Genomic DNA, 19,651 nt, shown 5'->3' on the forward strand with positions numbered 1-19,651 from the left:
AAGAGCCGCCTGTTATTGCACCTGATTATTCTCTAGAAGCTGTACATAATGAGCAAATAACTGGCGATGTTCCATCAGATCATCATAAGTCATCGCAAAGATACCGTGACCCCCATGAGCAAACTTTAACCAGTCAAACTGAATATCAGGATAAGCTTGCATCAGCGCCCATTCGCTATCGCCGACCTCACAAACCAGTAGACCTTCTGGCGTCAAATAATCAGCGGCTTCATATAAAATCTTATGCACTAAATCTAGTCCGTCTTGACCAGCGGCTAACGCATGATCAGGTTCGTACAAAAACTCGGGCGGCAAGTCGGCCATGATAGCTGCATCAACATAAGGCGGGTTAGTGACGATAAGCTCGTACTGATTACCGCTTGGCAGCTTAGCAAACAGATCAGACTCAATCACATTGATTTGATGCCCTAAATCATGATGATCGACATTGACCATCGCTACTTCAAGCGCGCCTTTGTCGATATCAGCGGCGTCTATCAAAGCATCGACAAAGCGCGTTGCTAGAGCGATAGCGATACAGCCCGAACCGGTGCATAAGTCCAAAATACGCTCAGGTTGCGTCAGCTGCTTCATCTCAAGACCATGCTCGAAGAACTTAGTGGCTGACTCACCTGCCTTCATATCGTTTATGCCATTAATACCAAGCGGCTTGGCAAGCTCATTGGCGTCAAAATAAGGATAGAACTGCTGACGGATCAGCTCAGCTATCGGCGAGCGAGGAATAAGGACACGCTCATCGACATAAAAAGGCAAATCACAAAAATATGCTAAATTAATCAAGTAGCTCAGCGGCTTACGCTTAGCGATACGCGCTTCTAATAGCTCTAATACCGCTTGCTTCTCTGATGCAGTCAGGCGGCAATCTAGAATCTGCTCATTCGCTGACCAGTCAAGCGACAAAGAATGCAAAACGATAGCAGAAGCTTCAGCGAATTCGTCGGTCGTGCCTTGTGCTACTACGACATCATAGTTACGCAATTGCGTAACACAAAAACGAATGAAATCGCGAATCGTCATTAATTGCTGACGCGCCTCTTCAAGCTCACTGTGGAAGTTAGCAAATTCACTATGATCTGTGTCTTCAGCATTTAGCTCATGACCGTCATAGTCGTACTGATTCTGATTTTGCTGCTGAAATTCTTCTGCACTCATTATCTGCTCGTCTGACATACGGCCTCTTTAATTATTTGTTTAGTAGCTTTAAGTTTATAAGATTAATGGTTTTAATTTAAGGCATTATAAACTTAAACCGAATATGACGCCAATCAATCGAGCAACTGATACATCTAGCAACTACTAATAGTAAACCTTTGGTGAAACTCTACTAAAGCCAAACCTTATTTCTATACTAACCGTGCTACTATAGGAGAATATTTAACTCGTGTCTTATCTTGCTCTACCCTTGCTAAGAGCCTGTTTTGCGCAATATAACCTTTAGATTATGACTCAATTCTCTCTACCTAGTAATCAAAGCGTCAACGCCTGACGCCTATCCGCTCATTACTACAAAAAGAGGGGTTAAAAATTTGCGAAGCGTCCATATTATGCGCATAATACCTCCATTATAACTACCATGTTGTGACCTTTATGATGAAAATAAAACCTATTGTAATTGCAATCTCTATTGCCACGCTGAGTCTTAGTGCCTTTGCTGCACCGACAGACAATACCCGTACTTTGCCTGTAAATACTGTAGATAATCTACCGGATATCGAAAGCTTATCTGGTATCAACTTAGAAGAGAATCGTAGCAGCTCTGCAGATAATGGCACTCGTATTACCTTGCCAAATAATGCCGCAGCAAACAACTCTCAGCCGCAAGATAGAGTGAGTACGCCATCAACGCCTGATAGAATGGGGCAACTGATTGATAGCAAACGCGCCGCTCAGCCTAATATCGATACAGACACAGCGTCTAACGCTGTTGCCGCTGATAATATGAGCGTAGAAGAATTAACTCGTAAAGACCAGCAGTCTGATACGACGGATGACATTAGTGATGGCCAAGCCCTAGCAGGCCCTAGTAGTGCGGCAGCTGATGTTCCAAATTTTGAAGTAGCCAATAGCGCACAACTCCAAAACATCGGCGATGAGTCTGCTATCAAGAGCATCGAAGACAAAGACGGTAAGACTTATACCACGCTAGATCTATCTAATTATGCCAAGCAAGTGAATGGTTCGTCTTGGTCGCCGAATATGAACGTCAACTCAGCGATGACTATTAAATTGCAAGCACTGCTCGACTGGAACCATGCCTCTCCTGGCCCTATTGATGGTGGCTGGGGTATGAACAGCAAAAAGGCGCTAGTCAACTTTCAAAACATGAAAGGCTTGCCTGCTACTGGTAAAATGGATCAAAAGACCTGGAATGCTTTGATTAAAAATATTCCCGCGAATAAGCCAGTGTTAGTCACTTATACGATTACTGAAGATGATGTGAATACCAATTTTGCCACGCTACCTGCTGGCTCTGAGGCAAAATCAAAAGTCAAAGGCCTTTATTATCAGGATATCAAAGAGATGCTAGGTGAGCGCTTCCATATGGACGTACGCTATCTCGATAAACTGAACAAGAATAAAACCTATAAAGCCGGTGAGACTATCACGGTGTTAAACAATCGTGAGCCTCTCAATCAGCGTATCAACCGTGTCGTCGCTAATAAAGCTGACAAGACTTTATATGCTTATAACGGCAATAAACTAGTTGCCACTTATCCGACTACTATTGGTAGCGCGAGCACCCCTTCCCCGCAAGGTAGCTTTAAGATTGTCAATAAAGTCAAAATGCCATGGTATAAAGCCACAGTCGGTGAAGGCAGCGCAAAAAAAGTACACATGCTACCACCAGGACCTAATAGCCCAGTAGGGGTAGTATGGATGGGACTGTCAAAACCTTCTTATGGTATTCATGGCTCACCTAAACCTGAAGGTATCAGTCGTCAAGCGTCAGCAGGTTGTGTGCGTTTGACCAACTGGGATGTGTTAGAAGTCTATGCCAATATCGAAAATGGTGCGACTGTTGAACTGCAATAACTGCTAAGCTACGACAGTACATCTGAAGTCAAAAACAGTTTTTAATGACAAAAAAACAGCCTTTCTAATAGGCTGTTTTTTTATACTTAAATCATAACGTTTAGACTAAAAGCCCTTGCTAAGTCTGTAAGCTGGACTACGCCCAAAACATTTTCAGGCCTTATAGCCTTCTTCATTACCTGTGATGCTACCTATTTTTTTGGTGAAAAACAGTCCTACTGGAATAGCGACTAGTAGCCCGATGGCTATGGCTATCTGAATATGTCGTATCTCATTAAAGCCAGTCACTAAAGCGGCAATCATCAGTAAACCAACGATAACAGTAGCTGCCATAGAGTAAACAACAGAAAGTAGTGGCCAGTTCATAGTCTAATCCTTATAATTTGTGTGGGTATACTTACTTTATACCTTAAACCCATATAAAAAGTAAGTCTTTATTCTAACCGCTAAAGCCATTAAAACTAGGCGACTAACGTCAAAAACCATGCTATTATTAGGGAGTTATCTGGCGTATTAAAAACGTTCAATTTATTGCTTACTCTTCTTTGTAAAGCTAGCTCATAGCAAAAACCTATACTTCCTCGCCTATTTATCTTTACAATAGTGATTTTCTTCTTGCCTCTAAGAAAGTCCAACACTATGACCGCTAATCCCTCTAGCAGCTCTAATCACTCTGATAGCCTTAATAACCAGGACGCTCATGAGTCTACATCTACCCTTGATAGTACTTTTGTTGAAGATGTCAACGATGTCGAAGACAATACTGACGGTAATGCCGACGACAACGAGCCTTTAGACTCTGAACATGAAGAGCAGATAAATACTGCAGAAGCAGGCAGCTATCATGATGAGTCGAAAGTGACGATGAGGGCTATCAGCGAAGAGGTGGTTGTCGCGACGGTTGAAGATAACACACCTGAAATGGCTCAAGTCCAGGCTACCAACTCAGAAGTTGTCAATATTGGCTTTTCTAACATCGACTTTTCTAGCTTAGCAATGGCTGATTCAGTATTTACTAAAGCCAACAGCGCAAATACCATTCATAATAATCTATCAACTGATAAAACGACCCTTACCGGGCATTCAGGGACTAGCAGCCATGTCGAAACTGCCGATATCGATAACGATCAGCCTGATAACCTAGCGCTTTCAGCGATTCCTGCTGATGAAGGGCTGATAGAAAATAGTAATACAACAGAGGTTGCCGGTAATAGAGATTCTGGCAACAAAAATGCTAGTGGTAAAGACGCTAAAGAAACTGAAAACGACGCTGAGAGTGCTGCAGAAGAAGAAAACGCAAAAGAGCAAGTGCAAGAAAAAAAAGAAGCGAAGCTTGAGTCTTATAAACAATTTGTCGCTGAGCAATTCAGTAACCAAAAAGTCGATTATCCAGAAGTACGAGTCAAAATCGAGGCCAATGCGCTACCGAGTAAGATGTATTTTATAATGAACATTCTCTCGGCCATTATCGCAAGCTATGGCTTAGTAACCAATTCAGCAGCCGTTGTCATTGGCGCTATGCTAGTAGCTATGATGTTAGGACCTATTACTGGTGTGGCGCTCGCTATTATTGACCACCGTATGCCACTGCTATGGAAATCGCTATTTACGGTTATAGCGGGCGTTTCTTTGGTAGTATTAGTAGGCTTTTTGATCGGTCTGCTCCACAACGATCAGCCTTTAACCTCAGAGATATTATCGCGCACTCAGCCGACTTCAATGGACTTAATGATTGCGCTAGCCGGTGGTACGGCTGGTGCTTATGCGATGGTATCACCGCACCTATCGGTCGCTGTCGTTGGGGTCGCGGTAGCCACCGCTTTGGTGCCTCCTCTAGCTGCGAGTGGTATTTTATTCGCTCATAGCGAGACGCAATTAGGTCTTGGGGCGCTGCTGTTAGCTATTACTAATATTATCGCTATTCAATTCACTAATGCGCTAGTACTCTGGCTGCTTGGCTTTCGCCGCCTAGTCGATGATGATTATAAATCAAACACCTATCTAACTTTTTTACGCCGCAATGCAGTGACCTTATTACTGCTTGCCGGACTCGGTACTTATTTGACTATCAACCTACAAACCAATGCTAAGCAGCAAGTCTTTGAGAGTAGCACTAAAGAGGCGATAAACAATTATTTCATCGATAAAGGTAATGTACTGACCAACACTCAGTTTGACACCTCAGATGAAAACCAAGTCGTACGCGCAGTCATCCGCGGCGAGAGTACTCCTAGCTCCTATGACGTCCAGCAGATTGAAGCGCTTATCACTGCAGACATGGTGGAGAACTTCCCGGAGTACCTACCGATTAAGCTACAACTGCGCTATCTGCCCGTACAAGTGATTGAAGCCAATCCGCTGAATACCGATCAGCTAGACAAAACAGACGCGGCTATCTTGACCAATTAACGGCTGATTTATTGCCCTAGTTTATTAGCCCTAACAGTGACTATTTGCGAATGTTCAACAGGGGCGGTATGTGCTAAAATCGCGGACAAATTTAATACTCTATACCTATCCGAAAACTATTCTTTTGTAAGGAGCCGCTGTGAGCCAGCCATCTCAAACAGCCGATATTCGTCAAGCTTTTATCGATTTTTTTATAAGCAAGCAGCATACCCCTGTCTCCTCATCGAGCCTTATTCCGCATAATGATCCTACTTTGCTGTTTACCAATGCCGGTATGAATCAGTTTAAAGAGACTTTTTTGGGGATGGAATCACGTGATTATACGCGCGCGGTCACTTCACAAAAATGTGTGCGTGCTGGCGGCAAGCACAATGATTTAGATAACGTCGGTTACACCGCGCGTCATCATACTTTCTTTGAGATGCTCGGTAACTTCTCTTTTGGTGATTATTTTAAAGAGGCCGGCATTGCTTATATTTGGGAGTTTTTAACCTCCAATGACTGGCTAGCTATCGACAAAGATCGTCTCTACGTCACTATTTATGAGACTGACGACGAGGCCTTTGACATTTGGCATACCAAGATTGGTTTGCCAGCGGAGCGTATTATCCGTATTGGAGATAATAAGGGCGCTCCTTATGCGTCTGATAACTTTTGGACCATGGGTGATACTGGTCCTTGCGGTCCTTGTACCGAAGTCTTTTATGACCACGGCCCTGAGATTGAAGGCGGTCTGCCTGGTACGCCTGAGGAAGATGGCGACCGCTACATTGAGATTTGGAACTGCGTGTTTATGCAGTTTAATCGACAAAAAGACGGTACCATGCTGCCACTACCTGCCCCAAGTGTCGATACCGGTATGGGACTTGAGCGTATCAGCGCTATTATGCAAGGCGTGCATGGCAACTATCAGATTGATTTGTTCACCCATCTCATGGACGCCGCGGCAGAGATTTTGGAGATTGACAATGAGCAGCAATCCTCACTAAAAGTGATTGCCGATCATATTCGTGCCGTGTCCTTTTTGATCGCTGATGGCGTGATGCCAAGCAATGAAGGCCGCGGTTATGTACTGCGCCGCATCATCCGCCGTGCGGTGCGTCATGGTAATAAGCTTGGCTCTGAGAGTGATTTCTTCTATAAGATGGTCGCGCCCTTAGTCTCTGAGATGGGTGACGCTTATCCTGAATTAAAAGCAAAGCAAAGCGTGATCGAAACCGCTATTCAAAAAGAAGAAGCACAGTTTGCCAAGACCTTAGCCCAAGGCTTACGTCTGCTCGCCACTGAGCTTGAGACTTTACAAGATGGCGATATTCTCTCTGGTGCAGCGGCGTTCAAACTCTATGACACTTACGGCTTTCCTCTTGATTTGACTGCTGATATCACCCGTGAGCGCGGTATTACCATTGATGAAGCAGAGTTTGACGAGCAGATGCAAGCGCAGCGCGATCGCGCTCGTGATGCCGGTAAATTCGATGTCGATTACAGTAGCGTCATCCAAGTGGAGACGCCGACTGAGTTTATTGGCTACGATCAACTGAACGATGATAATGTCAATATTATCGCGCTCTATCAAGATGGCAATCCAGCCGAATCTCTAGCAGAAGGTAGCGAAGGCGTTATGGTCCTTGATCGAACGCCTTTTTATGCCGAAGGCGGCGGACAAGTCGGTGAGCTGGGCGAGATACGTAGCGAGTCTGGCGTTTTTGCGGTACAAGACACTAAAAAGTCTGGCCAAGCCATTATCCATTATGGTGTCGTGAGTATGGGTACTGTTAGCGCAGGCCAAAACGCAGAGGCACAAGTACTCTCAAGCATCCGGGCTGCTAGCGCCAAAAACCACTCAGCTACGCATCTTTTACATGCCGCTCTTCGTCATATACTCGGTGATAGCGTCAGTCAAAAAGGCTCGCTAGTCTCAAGCGAAGTGCTGCGTTTTGACTTTGCTTACGATAAGCCCGTCAGCCCAGCTGAGATCGCTCAAATCGAGCGCCTAGTTAATGAACAAATCCAAGCCAATACGCCAGCCTGCATAGAGAACATGGCTATCGATGAAGCGATGGAAAAAGGCGCAGTAGCATTATTTGGTGAAAAATATGGTAGCGAGGTACGTGTGCTAACGATGGGCACAGAAGCCACCATCGATGGTAACAAGCAACCCTTTTCTATTGAGTTATGCGGCGGACTGCACGTGCAGCGTACCGGTGACATTGGCCTATTAAAGATCACTAGCGAATCTGGTATCGCCGCTGGTATTCGCCGTATCGAGGCGCTCACTGGCATGGGCGCTATCAAATACATCCAACAAAACGATCACCAGCTAGCGACTCTTGCAGAACAGCTAAAAGTCAAGCGTCCACAGGTTGCCGCGCGCGTACAGACCATGGCAGATAAACAGCGCGATTTAGATAAGCAGCTTGAGCGCTTACAACAAAAGCTCGCCAGCAGCCAAGCGGCGGATTTATTAAGCGAAGTGGAAACCATCAAAGATACGCCTGTGCTTGTCAGCACCCTAAGCGGTGTTGACGGTAAGTCCATCCGGCCGCTAATGGATGATATCAAGTCCAAGCTTCCTGATAGCATCATCGTGTTAGTCGGGGATAAAGACGAGCAGTTAGCGCTAGCCGCGAGTGTGGCTAAGTCGATGACCGCACGGATTAAAGCCGGTGATATCATTCGTCACTTGGCAGGTGAGCTTGGCGGTAAAGGTGGCGGTAAACCTGACTACGCGCAAGGCGGCGCGCCGAAAGCTGGGAATACTCGTACTGTGATAGAGGCTCTGCCCGCTTGGATCGAAGCGCAGCTAAGCTAGCTTAAGCTTGGTCAATACAAGCCGTTTATATAACAAAACGCTTAACTTACGTTTGATTTGTGTTTGACCTATGGCAGTTGGTTATAGCATTGATAATTAATTACCATATATCAAAGCGGCGCGATGACTTAAATTTGTGCTTTGATTATGGTATAAAGGTCAGCGTTCAAATAATAATACGACTTTATCACTACGAACGTTAATTAAAATACGATTGGATTTAATTGACGCTCATAACTGATAAGGGATGAATAATAGGTAAAATCTTATGGCGTTAATAGTACAAAAATACGGCGGCACCTCGATGGGCAGTATTGACCGCATTAAAAACGTCGCCAAACGCGTCAAACGCTGGCATGATAACGGTCATCAAATCGTCGTCGTCGTCTCTGCGATGAGCGGAGAAACCAACCGTCTAATCGATCTAGCGCGCCAGATTAGCAATAACCCTGATCCTCGTGAATATGATCAAATGGTTTCCACTGGCGAGCAAGTTTCGATCTCACTACTCGCTATGGCCATTCAGGATCTAGGTATTGGCGCGCGCTCAATGACGGGTCGTCAAGTCGCTATAAAGACGGACACCTCACATAATAAAGCCCGTATCGAAAGCATAGATGATAAAAATATTCGCCAACAGCTAGATGCCGGTAATGTCGTCATTGTGGCAGGCTTTCAAGGTATCGATGAGCACGATAACATCACTACGCTTGGACGTGGCGGCTCAGACACCACGGGCGTCGCTATCGCTGCTGCTCTAGGCGCTGATGAATGTCAAATTTATACCGATGTCGATGGCGTTTACACTACCGATCCACGTGTTACCTCAAAAGCTAAAAAACTTGAAAAAATAACTTTTGAAGAAATGCTCGAGATGGCAAGCCTTGGCTCCAAGATTTTACAAATTCGCTCAGTAGAGTTCGCTGGTAAATACGGTGTGCCCTTACGAGTGCTATCAAGCTTTGATGATAACAACGATGGTAGCTTTGATGACGATTTTAAAGATAACGTGGGCACCCTAATTACGATAGACGAAGGAGACAGTATGGAACAGGCAATTATCTCAGGTATCGCCTTTAACCGTGATGAAGCAAAGATTGTAGTACGCGGCGTCCCTGACCACCCCGGTATTGCCTCAGCTATTCTCACGCCTATCGGTCGCGCTAATATCGAAATCGACATGATAGTACAAAACCTCTCTGCCAATGGCACTACCGACTTCAGTTTTACCGTCAACCGTACTGATATGGATAAAACTTTAAAGGTGCTAAACGAAGAAGTCAAAAACGAGATCGGTGCGAAAGAGGTCTCAGGCAATAGCGAAGTGGTTAAGATATCATTAGTCGGTGTCGGTATGCGTTCACACGCTGGGGTAGCAAGCTTGATGTTCCAAACCTTAGCCGAGAACAATATCAATATACAAATGATCTCTACCAGTGAAATCAAAGTCTCTGTACTTATCCAAGAGCAGCACTTAGAAAAAGCAGTCAAATCGCTGCATACTGCTTTTGGCTTAGATCGTGAGGATGGTGATAGCCAAGTAGCTGGACAATAAACCCTAGCTATTCTTTGTTTATCCGCACTTAGCCACTGATAGTTAGCTAAACTGCTAAGATAACTTATAATACATAAAGACAGAACCTGTTACGGTTCTGTTTTTTCTTGCTGTTATGGTCATAGTTGCCACAATCGCAGTGCATATCTGCTCACTTATCACTGCTAAATAGTCACCAGACTTCTGTTTTATCCAGTAGTATTGTTAAAATCCGTGACAGTACCGTCTATGGGACTTATAATGGGGCGTTCATTTGGGCAAAATGATACCTATAATTATTGACCCTGTTTATCTCGTTTGAGACGATATATTCGCTTGTGAATTAAAACCATAAACAGCTTGATAATGGTTCATTTAATGATATTTAGTAATTGAGAAGTCATATGATAAGTAATCGTTTTTTACTGCGACATAAGGAGTGTGACGCATGTTAATTTTAACTCGCCGCGTTGGCGAAACTTTAATGATTGGCGATGAGGTCAGTGTTACTGTGCTAGGCGTCAAGGGTAACCAAGTACGCATAGGGGTTAACGCACCAAAAGATATCGCGGTACATCGCGAAGAGATCTACCAGCGTATTCAGCAAGAGCGCACCGTACAATCACAGATGCAGCATCTTGAACAAGGCAATTTTGCGCCTTCTTTTGATGACGAAGACTATTTTAATCGTTAAAATAAAGTTTTATCGTTTATAGCGGACTCGTTTACGGGTATGAAGACTATAAGCGCTTACTCTTTGTAATTTTAATCTTTTTGAGGTCACTTACTATGAGCATCCGCCAATCCGACGTTTCGGCTTTACTGAATGGTTTGAACAAAAAAGCCATAGGTTTTAACGATGTGATCAGCTTTATTGACGATTTTTATCGTTATTCCCCAGCGCCATTCGTCAATGGTATGCAGCATAATGCCGCTGGCGAAAACGAAGGTAGTGCCAAAGTTTTTGGTTTTGCTAAGCATCACGGCCTAAACCAGCTTGATACCCTTAAACTATTCGGTGAACATTACGATAAAGTACAAGCCACTCCTAAGGGTACTGACCACGCCAATATTCGCAATTTTTTGCATTGGGGTTGGCAAGGGTTTTTGATGCAAAAAAACCCACTAACACTCCGTCCGACTGTCGATACCACCGCTTTGTAAATTAACAGTCACTCTCTTAGTTTTATAAAATTATTACATAAAACTAAAAATCCACGCTATCGATGATAGTGTGGATTTTTAGTTTCAAGATTACTCATTATTTATCGCGGAATTTAACCGGTTGAATCGCGCCTTTAGGATTAGGCATATTAGGATAATGATGCTCGTGCTCGACATCGCATTCAGCGCCGACGATACTGCCATCATCTTTGATAGGTTTATGAATAAAGCCCACGCGTTCAGACGGCGCTAGATGTTCGTGCTCCCACATCATGACCGCTTGCATACAAGTTTCGCGCTGCTCAGCAGTCAGTTGGCGGCCATCTGGCCATTTGCCAATCTCAATGGCTACCCGGAATTTATCTACTATCTCAGGGGTCAAACTGGCTAGTATTGTCTCTTTATTCATCTTAGCTCCTCTTCTCTAGCTATCTTTAACCTGTCTAAAACTTAGTGGCTCACTCTGTTTTTGTACCTATCTTCTCGGGGGTAATACTATGATCATCGGCCTCAATATTATGGTGATCAATGTTATCCATCTCAATGTTCTCAACCTCAGTGCTTTCAATATCAATGTCATCATCGTCATCGCTATCCAGACTGAACTCTTCGGCATGTACATTCCAATGCAGCTTAGTACGGCAAGCTTCATAGAACTCAAACCCTGGTGGATGCAACAAAGTCAGCTTATCAGGATGCTTACGGATATATAGTCGCTGATCTTGTTCAATAGGTACACTAGGTTTACCGTCGGCACTGACCATTGGTTGAGTGCGATTGTCTTCATGAATACGAATACAAACCTCACTATTACCACTGACCACAATAGGCCTGCTCGATAGCGTATGCGGATGCATGGGCACTAAACAAATCGCGTCCATACTAGGGTGGATGATAGGTCCACCGCCAGAGAGCGCATAGGCAGTAGAGCCGGTCGGTGTAGCCGCAATGAGGCCGTCACTATGCTGCCGGTAGACGTCTTGACCATCGATCTTCATCTGAAAATCGATCATGTGTACTGACTTGCCGGCATGGAGCACAATATCATTGAGCGCCATGTCTTCATGCAGGATATTATCTCCTTCACGAATCTCCATCGTTAGCAGAAATCTGTGATCAAGCTGATAATCACCCATCAATACTTGCCGTAATTTAAAGGCGACCTCATTGGGCTTAACATCCGCCAGAAACCCAAGGCGACCTCGGTTAACCCCAAGTACAGGAACGCGATAACGAGCTAGTGCTTCAGCAGCATGCAAAATAGAGCCATCACCACCAACCACAATCACTAAGTCGCAAATCTCACCGATCAAACTGCGCTTGACGATTTTTACCTTTTCGATGTCTACCAAGTTCAAAGTAGGTAAATTAGCGGTTTGCATATCCATAATCAGCGTTAAGTTCATCTCATTGACAGTATTTGCTACCTGAATGAGACTCTGAATAACACTACGTTTGCCCGCGCGACCCATCAGACCAATACGGCGAAAGGCTGGGTTTTTGATAGCGTGAAACAGCTCTGATTCGTGCAAATGTGGCAATCGGGCTGACTGCGCAGAGTTTTCCATAAAGCGACTCGACCAAACTTAAATAAAGAGGTGCAAAGGTAATTGATACGATGAAATCAAGAAAGCAACATACGTTATTATGACTATTTATTATAGCTATTGCTAATCATAAAACATCGGTATCTTCGATAATGATAGCGATAAATAAAGCGTTAAACTATCATGTTTTATCAATCATCGTTGTTAACTGTCGTAATCGACCCCATCTATAAAAGAGTAAACGCTTACTTTGGTTGAGTAACTTTTCTTAAATGATCTTTTTCTAATTGATTTTTATTGACCGATTTACTTATTAGCTGCTTTATTATGGTCAATTAAAAATAAAACCGTCATAAATCGAAATGTGCTACTGGGATAAACTTTCCTTGCGTGCTGCTGACACAGAGGCTGCGCAAAACTTATCCCAGTAGCGCTACAACACTTTTGTCTTGAATCTACTATATGACTCATTTTTACTTAGATTCGATCTATTTTAACTATTGTTAGTGCCTTCTTGTGAATGTCCACTAGACCCTAGCAACAGGTAGATGATATCAGGGCTAAGCCTTGATATCGGTCACGCAAAGACAGTTGACAATAATGCCGATTTTGCTAAAGTAACGTTGATTTATACTATTTTATATTAAGGATATATGTATGGCCAATCCTATTGTCAGTCGCGCAGAATTTGCGGTCGGCGGCGAGCCTATGACCGTCAAAGGTGTTATCCAAAAAACCAGTCTGTTACTTGGACTGGCGGCTATCACGGGCGTAGGCTTTTTCTTTTATGCCCTTATGGCAGGACTGTCACAAGGTTTTATTACTATGGCCGCTTTTGGTAGCATGTTTGCCGCCTTTGGCTTAGCTATTTTTATGACTTTCAAACCCAAAAAAGCCAAAACCTTTGCTATCCCTTACGCCATACTTGAAGGTATATTTTTGGGCGGTATCTCGCTGTTCTTTATGCGTATGTACCCAAGCGTACCTGTCACTGCTATGTGTGCAACCTTCGTCACCGCGGCAGTCATGTTAGGGCTTTATCGTTCTGGTTTGGTAAAAGTTACCCAAAAGTTCCGTTCGATTGTCACCTCAGCACTTATCGCTATCATGCTGGTTTATGTGGCGCAGTGGATACTATCTCTAGCCTTCGGTTCAAGCCTACCTTTCTTATTTGAAGGCGGCGCTATCGCTATCGGCTTTAGCTTGTTTGTCATTGTTATCGCTTCTTTTACCCTACTCCTCGACTTTGATAATATCGATCGCGGTGTAGCAGCGGGTATCTCTGAAGACTACGAGTGGTTATTTAGCATCGGTATCCTCGCAACGCTAGTGTGGATGTACATCGAATTTATGCGTCTGCTTAGCTACTTACAAGACTGATCTGAAAGCTATTCGCTATTAACCTTTTAAAAATAAAAACCGCCTGTTATTGCTAACAGGCGGTTTTTTATGGACTAAATTTTAACCTAACGCTCTCGTTTGTAGCTTATATTTTAAGCTCGTTTCAGACGTAGAGCATTGAGCACTACTAACAAGGAGCTTAGCGACATACCGATAGCAGCAAGCCAAGGCGGGACATAACCGAAGATAGCCGGCAGCAGTACAATACCGTTATAGCCTAATGCCCAGCGAAAGTTTTGTTTAATAATACGTTCTGTCTTATCGGCGATACGCTTAGCAGCATTGATGCCTTCGACTTGACCGTTCAAAATAATACTATCACTAGACACTTGCGCTAGATCAGCAGCGCCGGCAATAGAAGTGGAAACATCAGCAGCGGCTAGCACGGGGGCATCGTTGATACCATCACCGACCATCAGTACCACCGCGCCGTTACTTTGCAACTGTTGAATGTGATTGACTTTATCAGTAGGTGATAGACCATTGTAAGCAGCGCTCATGCCAAGAGTATCAGCTATGACCAAGGCTTGCGGACTAGGATCACCTGTTAGCATCACTGACTCTATCCCTAGCTGCTTTAGAGTATCCAAAGTTGCTTTGGCGCTATCACGAACCTTATCATTGAAATAAAAGCAGGCCAGTGCTTGCCAGCTAGGCGCAGTATCTTCGGAGCTTTTAATTAAAGACTGACAAGATAAAACCACCGCTGAGCTGGCTCGATGGGCAATCAAATCGATATTGAGCGACTGAGCACTGCTGCTCGCATCGTCATGGGCAGCGTCCATAGCGAAATCAGCATGACCGATCCGGTATAATACCCCATCGACTATCGCTTCAACGCCGCCTGCCGGGTAATGTTGAAGGTTTTGGGTAGTTGGCAGATGTAGCTGATAGGCCGCCGTCAGCAGCGCATGGGCAATCGGATGACGACTGCCCACCTCTAGCGCAGCTGCTATCGCTAATAGACTATCTTGCGAGTCGGCATGAGCTGATGCTTGAGCGTTTAATAGCTCAATATTTAATAAATTGGGCTTACCGTAAGTCAGCGTACCGGTCTTATCAAAGGCCACGTGCGTAATCTCAGCCAAAGTTTGCAGCGTGTGACCGCGCGTGGTCAAAAATCCATAGCTTGCTAGCCTATTGGTCGCTACCGTCAGCGCAATAGGCGTTGCCAAAGACAAGGCACAAGGACAAGTCGCTACCAACACTGCAACAGTGGCCCAAATGGCTTGGCTAGGATCTACGATATACCAGCCAATAAACACTAGGACCGACAGCACTAAAATACGGGCGACAAACCAACGTGCCAGCTTATCAGCTTGCTGAGCCAGTTTAGGCTTTTCACTCATAGCGCGGTTCATCAGCCGATCGATCAGTCCCATCTGACTGTCTTCTGGTAAAGCCGTCACCAACATCTCAAACGGCTGACTGTCGTTTTGCGCGCCGCCAACGATATAATCCCCTTGACGCTTGATAATCAGGTCGCCCTCGCCGGTCAATAAGCTTTGTGACACTGTCGCGGTTGGACTGAGCAAGATACCGTCGCTAATGATCTCTGCACCCGCTTCAATCATGATAATATCGCCAACTTGTAGACTTTGGGCGGTAACCATAGACTTATCAGCGTCAGGCGGCGCAGTCGCTGAGGCATCTGAATGTTGCCAGGCCAGAGCGACCTTTTGCGTCAGCACTTGAACATTAGCGTCCATATTTTGCATAAAGTTAGGCAATGGACTGGCAATGATATCATCATTAGTATTAACAGCATTAGTGACTTCGCCAACTGCTAATGGTGCTACGTCAGTCTCAGCTTGCTGTTTTAAACGCTCTAAAATAAGAGCAGCTGACGCTTTATCCTCAGCAATTTTTTGGACTAAAATCGGCTCAATCACTACTAGATCATTCGCCATAGTGGCTGCTTTTAGCCGAGCATTATGCTCGATGTAGCGCCCTGCTAGTAAGAAGAAAATAAACATACTCACTGAATCGTAGTAAGTCTCTCCTTGCCCGGTCACTGTGGCATACATACTAGCGAAAAAAGTGACGATTAAAGCGACACTGACCGGTACATCCATATTGACTTGGCGTGCGCGAATCGCCGACCATGCTGAGGTAAAGAACGGCACGCCGGCATAAAAGAAAACTGGCGTGCTGACAAATAACGACACCCAGCGCAAAAAGTCGCGCTGAAAGACGAGCATATCGCTATATTCACCAAAGTATAGCGCCACTGCATACATCATCGCTTGCATAGCGCCGAGGGCAGCGATACCGAGTCTGAGCAGCATTTTATTATTGTGCCGGGCTAACATCGCCTCATGCGTATCTTGCCGATAAGGTTTGGCGTCGTAACCGATTTCATTGATAACGGCTAAGATACGGCTAATGGGGAGCTTATTTTCATCCCAAATAATACGCATACGCTGATTGGTCAAATTGACTTGGCATTTATCCACGCCATCGATCTCGTAAAGCCTTGACTCAATCAGCCAAGTACAAGCCGCACAGCGCAAATTATTCACCGATAGCTCAGCGACTGATAGACCTTCTTGCGCGTAGACAAACTGTGACTTGATCTCATCGTGATCATAAGCTTCAAGCTGCGTCAGCTGAGTGGGCAAACTTGCGGTACGATTAATCTCTGAGCGATCCAGATAATACTGCTCAAGCCCTGCTTCTACGATACTCTCGGCTGCCAACTGACAGCCCATACAGCACATTTCACGCGCCTCGCCTAATATTTGTGCGTGAAATGGCGGCTTGGGTACTGGATCGCCGCAATGAAAACAATGCCCAGCGTGCGGCAGCACTAACCCTTGCGTGATGGAGCTATCGTCATACTGAGAATGGGATACAGACGAGGATGAAAAAGAACTAGACATAATCACTCTTATTTTTAACAGGATTATTTTAAGATCAGTAGTAGTTTGGACTTGCTAATCAATAAAGGCGACATACTTTGCTCTTAATAGTCGCTGATTCACAGAAAAAACATAATGAGCCTTACTCTAAGCCGTTATCTTATATGGCAGCTATACTCTAGGTTCAAAGCAGGAAACAGCATTTATTCATTAAGCTGCTATTACAGCACGATAAGTTGTGCTTATTATAGCGGTTTAATGCTTGCGTGTGATGAATGCTAAGACTGAGATGATAGATTGAAAATTTTGTCAATTTGCGTCATTATGAGGCAGTTTTTTTATGTTAAAACGGTGTGTTATCAGTGCAAAAACCTAATCTTCCCCCGCTGCAGTCGCCTAGAGCTGCGATGAGCTCCCTGCCCTCTAAACAAGGCGGGATTGTTTTTAGCAGTATCTTACTCATTATTGTCATTGTGGCTATGGTGTTGTTGGCCCTATATCTGATCAAGCTTGATCGTACTATCACCCATAAGTTTGAGGGCAAGCGCTGGGATATTCCGGCCAAAGTATACTCGCAGCCGCTGGAATTGTATCAAGGTGCTAATGTCGATAGAGACACGATGAAGACTTGGCTTGATCTACTGAACTATCAAAGCGATAAAGCTTATGATCGTACTGGTAGCTTTCACCGCTCAGGTAATACCTACTTTATCCATACTCGCGGTTTTAGCTATAGCGCTAACGATGTCGATAAAGCACAAGTCATCAAAATGACGCTTGCTAATAACAAGATCCAAAGTATTCAAAGCACTGAGCAAAACGATACGGGTATCATACGCCTAGAGCCTGTCAGTATCGGCGGTATCTATCCTGATAGTAACGAAGATCGCTTGGTCGTCTCTTTAGACGAAGTGCCTCAGCCGCTAATAGATGCGCTGATCGCTACTGAAGATCGCGGATTTTATGAGCATAAAGGCGTGTCGATACGAGGCATTACTCGTGCCGTCGTCAATAACTTCTCAGGCGGCTCTATGCAAGGCGGCTCGACTATCACCCAGCAGCTGATCAAGAACTTTTATCTCAATTCAGATCGTACTCTCAAGCGTAAAGCCAACGAGGCGCTAATGGCGGTACTGCTAGAGCTGCATTATAGCAAGGATGAGATACTACAGACTTATCTAAATGAGATTTACTTAGGTCAAAACGGTAACCGCTCTATTAACGGTTTTGGCTTAGCGTCACAGTTTTATTTTAATAAACCTTTAAACGAGCTGCGTCTAGATCAGCAAGCGATGTTAGTGGGTATGGCAAAAGGACCAAGTGTCTATAACCCTCGCCGCCATCCAGAAGCGGCCAAAACGCGTCGCGATGTGGTGTTGAGTAATATGCAAGCGATAGGCAAGCTGACGGCAGAAGACTACGCGGCTGCCACTGAAAGATCTTTAGGAGTAGTCGATAAGCCCGTTGAAGGTAAAAGCCAGTTCCCTGACTTTTTGGACATTGTCAAACGTGAGCTCAATGACGTCTACTATGCTGATGATCTCAAAAACGAAGGGCTGACTATTATCAGTACTCTTGACCCTATTGCACAACTGGCAGCAGACAAAGCCGTCGATCGTAAACTTGGAGAACTGCGCCGTAATAATAGCAAAACCAAAGATCTACAAAGCGCTCTGGTCAGTGCCAATCCTGAGACTGGTGAGCTGGTCTCTGTCATCGGTAGCGGTAGTGAATTCACCGGCTTTAACCGGGCGGTAGATGCCAAACGTCCAGTGGGCTCGTTGCTAAAACCTATCATCTATATGACTGCGCTTGAGAGTGGGCGCTATAACCTCGCCAGCTCAGTAGACGACTCTCCTATCACTGTTAACTTGAGCGATGGCGACTGGAATCCCAAAAACTACGATGGCCGGGATCATGGCTATGTTCCTCTAACCACTGCGCTAGCCAAGTCCTATAACCAAAGTACGGTACGTTTAGGAATGGAGTTTGGTTTAGACACTTTTGCTAGACAATTACGCCGTATGGGTATCGAAGAAAAAATCTCACCTTATCCCTCAGCATTATTAGGTTCGGTCAACCTCAGCCCGATGGATATGCTCGGGGTGTATCAAGTCTTTGCCACCGGTGGTTTCCGCACTCCTATTCATAGTATTCGCACGGTTATTGACGATCGCGGTCGTATTTTGCAGCGTACTGGACTTAACACGCAGCGCAGTGTACCTCCTGAAGCCAACTTTTTGACCAACTATGCTCTACAGCAAGTGGTCAAAGAAGGTACGGCTCGCCGAGCACAGTCTTTGGGTAGCGAGCTCAATCTAGCGGGTAAAACTGGAACCACTAATGATTACCGTGATGCTTGGTTTGCAGGCTATAGCGGCAATTATGTCAGTGTCGTTTGGGTGGGCCGCGATGACAATAAGCCTATTGGTCTAGGCGGTGGTACCGGAGCGTTACCGATTTGGGTTGATTATATGCGCCGCCTAAAGCTGACACCCGTTGCTATGGCAGAACCTGAAGGGATCGAATGGTTATGGTTAGAGAACAACTCAGGCAAGCTATCTAATGAGCGCTGCGCTAATGCTCGCTACTTACCCGTTATGTCCGCCTATCTACCTGAAGAAGCTAGCGAATGTGCTTTGCAGCTTTATCAGCAAGAGCGGGCACGTGAACGCGGATTTACTATCGAGCAGCCACAGTCAGAAAATCTGGAGAACCCTCAACAAGCCGCCGATGAAGATATCGAGAATAATGAGACACAAAGAGGCGCTGATACTTGGTACGACCGCGCGCTTGAGTGGTTTTAATGCTTTGTTGAATAGCTACTAACTTATTAAGTCGCCGGCTATTAGGGTGTGTCCTCAATTGA

The 19,651-nt window shown here is 44.9% G+C and carries 12 protein-coding genes and 1 pseudogene; 8 read left to right on the forward strand and 5 right to left on the reverse strand.

Annotated features, from left to right (window positions below):
* Positions 1 to 12 precede the first annotated feature (12 nt).
* The gene (gene prmB, locus ACS8E3_RS07875; protein ID WP_439243173.1) at positions 13 to 1,038 is read right to left on the reverse strand and encodes a 50S ribosomal protein L3 N(5)-glutamine methyltransferase; all 1,026 of its coding nucleotides are present in this window, start codon (positions 1,036 to 1,038) and stop codon (positions 13 to 15) included.
* Between the two features lie 570 nt (positions 1,039 to 1,608).
* On the opposite strand from prmB, the gene ACS8E3_RS07880 reads away from it, so the two are divergent.
* A complete protein-coding gene (locus ACS8E3_RS07880) occupies positions 1,609 to 3,054 on the forward strand; it encodes a L,D-transpeptidase family protein (RefSeq protein WP_439242972.1) in 1,446 nt (481 codons plus the stop codon).
* Positions 3,055 to 3,207: 153 nt separating this feature from the next.
* Here the strand turns inward: ACS8E3_RS07880 and ACS8E3_RS07885 are convergent, their stop codons facing one another.
* Positions 3,208 to 3,420, reverse strand: a complete 213-nt coding sequence (locus ACS8E3_RS07885; RefSeq protein WP_348653998.1) for a hypothetical protein — start codon at positions 3,418 to 3,420, stop codon at positions 3,208 to 3,210.
* Between the two features lie 273 nt (positions 3,421 to 3,693).
* On the opposite strand from ACS8E3_RS07885, the gene ACS8E3_RS07890 reads away from it, so the two are divergent.
* The 5 genes and pseudogenes from ACS8E3_RS07890 to ACS8E3_RS07910 all read left to right on the forward strand — a co-directional run bounded on the left by ACS8E3_RS07890 (position 3,694) and on the right by ACS8E3_RS07910 (position 10,973).
* A complete protein-coding gene (locus ACS8E3_RS07890) occupies positions 3,694 to 5,463 on the forward strand; it encodes a DUF389 domain-containing protein (RefSeq protein WP_439242974.1) in 1,770 nt (589 codons plus the stop codon).
* 139 nt (positions 5,464 to 5,602) lie between these two features.
* Entirely contained in the window at positions 5,603 to 8,275 is a 2,673-nt protein-coding gene (gene alaS / locus ACS8E3_RS07895; protein WP_439242976.1) for an alanine--tRNA ligase, read from the forward strand.
* 268 nt (positions 8,276 to 8,543) lie between these two features.
* Positions 8,544 to 9,830: an aspartate kinase gene (locus tag ACS8E3_RS07900; RefSeq protein ID WP_439242978.1), complete on the forward strand. Its 1,287-nt coding sequence runs from the start codon at positions 8,544 to 8,546 to the stop codon at positions 9,828 to 9,830.
* 427 nt (positions 9,831 to 10,257) lie between these two features.
* Positions 10,258 to 10,425 (forward strand): annotated as a pseudogene (gene csrA, locus ACS8E3_RS07905) (carbon storage regulator CsrA); the annotation flags it as partial.
* A 173-nt stretch (positions 10,426 to 10,598) separates the two neighbouring features.
* Entirely contained in the window at positions 10,599 to 10,973 is a 375-nt protein-coding gene (locus ACS8E3_RS07910) for a HopJ type III effector protein (protein WP_439242980.1), read from the forward strand.
* Positions 10,974 to 11,070: 97 nt separating this feature from the next.
* On the opposite strand, the gene ACS8E3_RS07915 is transcribed toward ACS8E3_RS07910, so the two are convergent.
* Complete coding sequence (locus ACS8E3_RS07915) at positions 11,071 to 11,382, reverse strand: YeaC family protein (RefSeq protein ID WP_439242982.1); 312 nt, start codon at positions 11,380 to 11,382, stop codon at positions 11,071 to 11,073.
* A 49-nt stretch (positions 11,383 to 11,431) separates the two neighbouring features.
* A complete protein-coding gene (locus ACS8E3_RS07920) occupies positions 11,432 to 12,541 on the reverse strand; it encodes an NAD(+) kinase (RefSeq protein ID WP_439242984.1) in 1,110 nt (369 codons plus the stop codon).
* A gap of 636 nt (positions 12,542 to 13,177) precedes the next feature.
* On the opposite strand from ACS8E3_RS07920, the gene ACS8E3_RS07925 reads away from it, so the two are divergent.
* The gene (locus ACS8E3_RS07925) at positions 13,178 to 13,900 is read left to right on the forward strand and encodes a Bax inhibitor-1/YccA family protein (RefSeq protein WP_439242986.1); all 723 of its coding nucleotides are present in this window, start codon (positions 13,178 to 13,180) and stop codon (positions 13,898 to 13,900) included.
* Positions 13,901 to 14,013: 113 nt separating this feature from the next.
* On the opposite strand, the gene ACS8E3_RS07930 is transcribed toward ACS8E3_RS07925, so the two are convergent.
* Positions 14,014 to 16,803, reverse strand: coding sequence for a heavy metal translocating P-type ATPase (locus ACS8E3_RS07930; RefSeq protein ID WP_439242988.1), 2,790 nt, complete (start codon positions 16,801 to 16,803; stop codon positions 14,014 to 14,016).
* 386 nt (positions 16,804 to 17,189) lie between these two features.
* Here ACS8E3_RS07930 and mrcB point away from each other — a divergent pair, with 386 nt between their 5' ends.
* On the forward strand, positions 17,190 to 19,589 hold the full coding sequence (gene mrcB / locus ACS8E3_RS07935) for a penicillin-binding protein 1B (protein ID WP_439242990.1): 2,400 nt from the start codon (positions 17,190 to 17,192) through the stop codon (positions 19,587 to 19,589).
* Positions 19,590 to 19,651: the final 62 nt, after the last annotated feature.

This window comes from Psychrobacter sp. 2Y5 (assembly GCF_051847375.1).
In the GTDB taxonomy this organism is placed as follows: domain Bacteria; phylum Pseudomonadota; class Gammaproteobacteria; order Pseudomonadales; family Moraxellaceae; genus Psychrobacter.